Source organism: Longimicrobium sp. (assembly GCF_036280135.1).
Lineage (GTDB): Bacteria > Gemmatimonadota > Gemmatimonadetes > Longimicrobiales > Longimicrobiaceae > Longimicrobium.
Window position 1 is genome coordinate 1 of the sequence record NZ_DASURI010000096.1, and the last position, 3,563, is coordinate 3,563.

At 69.9% G+C, this 3,563-nt stretch carries 2 protein-coding genes; one reads left to right on the forward strand and one right to left on the reverse strand.

Translation table 11 applies throughout. From position 1 onward, the window contains the following. The coding region (locus VFZ20_RS03110) for a DUF5916 domain-containing protein (RefSeq protein WP_329682363.1) at positions 1–1,542 on the reverse strand (1,542 nt) is incomplete at its 3' end. Between the two features lie 565 nt (positions 1,543–2,107). Between VFZ20_RS03110 and VFZ20_RS03115 the strand changes: the two genes are divergently transcribed. Continuing rightward, a complete protein-coding gene (locus tag VFZ20_RS03115) occupies positions 2,108–3,445 on the forward strand; it encodes an alpha-amylase C-terminal beta-sheet domain-containing protein (RefSeq protein ID WP_329682364.1) in 1,338 nt (445 codons plus the stop codon). Positions 3,446–3,563: the final 118 nt, after the last annotated feature.

Below are 3,563 nucleotides of genomic sequence, written 5' to 3' on the forward strand. Positions count from 1 at the left end.
GCTGGTGCCGTTGAGCGCGGTGAGCGACGGGTCGTACTCCACGTGGGTGGCGTCCGGCCGCTGGAACAGCCGCGCGGAGCTGCGCTGCAGGCGCTGGATGGCCAGCGTGTCGCCGCGGACGGTGCTCTGCAGCACGAAGCCGTTGAACTGCCAGGCCCCCACGCGGTGCCGCCAGTCGATGCCGCCGGTGTACGCCGCGTTGGGCAGGAACGCCAGCCCGTCGATCCCGTCCATCCGCCGGTTCACGCTCGTGGCGATGGCGCCCACGGAGGTGAGCCCGCGCCGAAAGTCGCGGCGCACGCGGCCCACGGCGTAGTTCGTCATCGGCTCCGTCACCGTCTCCTCCACGCCGTCCAGGCCGGGCGCCACGTAGCGCGTGCGCTCCTCGGCCGTGACGGCGTTCAGCAGGCCCACGGTCCATCCGCCGGACGTGCGGCCCGTGAGCTTGGCGGCGCCCAGGATGGTGGTGTTGGTGGGCGCGTCCACCCATTCCGTGGGCGCGTTCACCCCGCCCTGCGGCTGCCGGCCGATGCGCCGCGAGTAGAACAGCGCGTCGCCGCTGCCCAGGCCAAAGTTGAAGACGTCCACCCCCTCGACGAAGAACGGCCGCCGCTCGTCGAAGCGCACCTCGAAGGCGGACAGGTTCACGCGGCTGGGATCGGCCTCCACTTGGCCAAAGTCGGGATTGATGGTGGCCGTGAGGGTCAGGTTGCTCGTGAGCCCGTACTTCACGTCCGCGCCAAAGGACATGGACGGGTCCGTGGGCGAGCGGAACGGGTCGTCGTCCGACACGCGCCCGTCCGCCGTCACCCGGCCCACCGTGTAGGGCAGCAGCTCCAGCCGGCGCGGGCTGCTCAGCCCCCGCATCCCCGTCAGCGTGCCGAAGCGGGAGACGAAGCCGCTCCCCGTGGGCGGCATGGGGCTCCAGTACGAGCGCTCGTCCTTGCGGGCCAGGTCGCGAAGGACGTTGATGCCCCACGTCTGCTCGCCGGCGCCCGGGCGGTAGCGCAGCTGGCTGAAGGGGATGCGGTACTCCGCGGACCACCCGGCGCTGTCCACCGTCGTCTCCGCCGTCCACACGCCGTCCCAGGTGGCGTCCTCGGAGGTGTCGTCGTAGTGGAACACGTCGCGCTTGACCCCGCGCGGCGTCACGCCGAAGCGGAAGGCCGTGCGGCGGTCGTGGTAGCTGTCCAGGATCACCTGCACGTAGTCGCTGATGAGCCCCGTGGCGTCGCGGCGGCCCAGCTGCGCGGCAATGCTGTCCGGGGCCGTGTCCCACGCGCGGACGGCCACGTACACCGCGTCGCCGTCGTACACCACGCGCACCTCGGTGCGCTGCGACGCCGGCTCGCCCACGTTGGGGCGCTGCTGCACGAAGTCCGTGGCCACGGGGGCGGCGGCCCACACGGCGTCGTCCAGCCGGCCGTCCACCACGGGGGCCTGCTCGCCGGCCGCCACGCGGTGCGCGCCCAGCACGCGGGCCGAGTCGGCGGGCGCCTGCGCGAGCGCCGCGGCGGTGATCAGGAGGGCTGCTGCGATCATGGGGTGCTTCACGAGATGGGGGTTTCGGCGGGTCCCGGAACGCCGGCGGTCGGGGGCGCCGGCCGGGACACCGCCTATGATGCCCGTCATGGACAAAGGGTTTGATCCGGCTGTCGACAATCATCGCCCGCCACCCCGGATCCACCACGCAGCAGGCATCGGCAATTCGGGTGGATTTCTCAAGCGGGACAGCAGGGAGATTTTGCTCAACATCGACGGGGGCTACGGGTTAGGATCTCCCGTAATCAACCGGCGAGAATGACGATTTATGGATTTCCGATGAAGGACGAGAGGAAGCACGGATCGCGCGAAGCCGAGCCGTATACGGAAACATCCGGCTGATTCAGTGCGTCGGCCGAGTGGATCGGGTCGGGCGATCCGCACCAAAACAGTGTCCCGGCGCGCTCCGTTCTGGTGCTGCGTTGCATTTGTAAGGATTACAAACCAAATCAGGATGGCCGTTTACACGCGGCTTGAAATCTGCTGCCGGCGAGGTCGTCCACGCGGGTGCGAGGACGCCGTTTTCCGCATCCGCCGCGCTCGTTTCCCCGTTCTCATCACCATCATGCGCGCACCTCCACGGCACCTGCCGCGGCTTGCCCTGCTGCTCGGGGCCGCCCTCCTCGTCACCGGCTGCGACCTCGCGCGGCCCGACGGCTCCGCCACGCGCAACCCCGTCGCCGCGCAGCCGGCCGCGCCGCGCCAGGTGCAGTTCGCCGGCGGCGGCAGCGACGTGCTGCTGCAGGGCTTTCACTGGAACAGCCATCGCTGGGGCTGGTGGAACATCGTCGCGGCCAAGGCGCCCGACATCCAGGCGGCCGGCTTTACCCTGGTGTGGCTGCCGCCCGCCTCGCGCGCCGCGGACTCCGCCGGCTACCTGCCCAGCGAGTGGCGCAACCTGGACGCGTCGCGCTACGGCACGGGCGCGCAGCTGCGCACGGCCATCGCCGCCCTGCACGCCCGCAACGTCCGCGTGATCGCCGACGTGGTGGTGAACCACCGCGTGGGCACCACCAACTGGGCGGACTTCACGAGCCCCGCCTTTGCCAGCAACGCGGCGGCCGTCACGCAGAACGACGAGTGGGGGCTGGGCACGGGCGCCTGGGACACGGGCGACGGCTACCACGCCGCGCGTGACCTGGACCACACCAACGCGTCCGTGCAGACGGAGATCACCGGCTGGCTCGGCTGGCTTGAACAGAGCGCCAACGCGGGCTACGACGGGTGGCGCTACGACTACGTGAAGGGGTTCTCGGGGTCGTACGTGGGCAGCTACAACGCGGCCACGCTGCCGTACTTTTCCGTGGGCGAGCTGTGGCCCGACATCACGGGCGACTACTACGCGTCGTGCTCCGGCATCAACTACCATCGCCAGAAGCTGATGGACTGGATCGACGCCACGGGCGGCCGCTCCGCCGCGTTCGACTTTACCACCAAGTGGCAGCTGATGCTGGCCGTGGACCGCACGGAGTACTGGCGGATGGGGTGCGTTCCCGGCGCCATTGGCTGGTGGCCGCAGATGAGCGTCACCTTCGTCGACAACCATGACACCGGCCCCTCGCCGGACGGCGGGCAGAACCACTGGCCGTTCCCCGCCGGCAAGGTGGAGCAGGGCTACGCGTACATCCTTACGCATCCCGGCACACCCACGGTGTACTGGCCGCACTACTTTGACTGGGGCCCGGACCTGCAGAACAAGATCCGCACGCTCATCGGGATCCGAAAGCAGCAGGGGATCACGTCCACCAGCACCATCGCCGTGCAGGTGGCGGACGCGACCCGCTACGCCGCCATCATCAACGGCAACACGGCGATGAAGATCGGCTCCGGCAGCTGGTCTCCCAGCGGCGCCGGCTGGGTCCTGGCCGCCTCCGGCAGCGACTGGGCGGTCTGGAAGAAGTAGGGCGGATCATCACCCGCAGACCTCCGTCACGCGGAACGCCCGCGCCGAAGAAATCGGCGCGGGCGTTCTTCATCCCACGATGCCGTTCTCCCTTCCCCCACGCAGTTTGTGGGGGAAG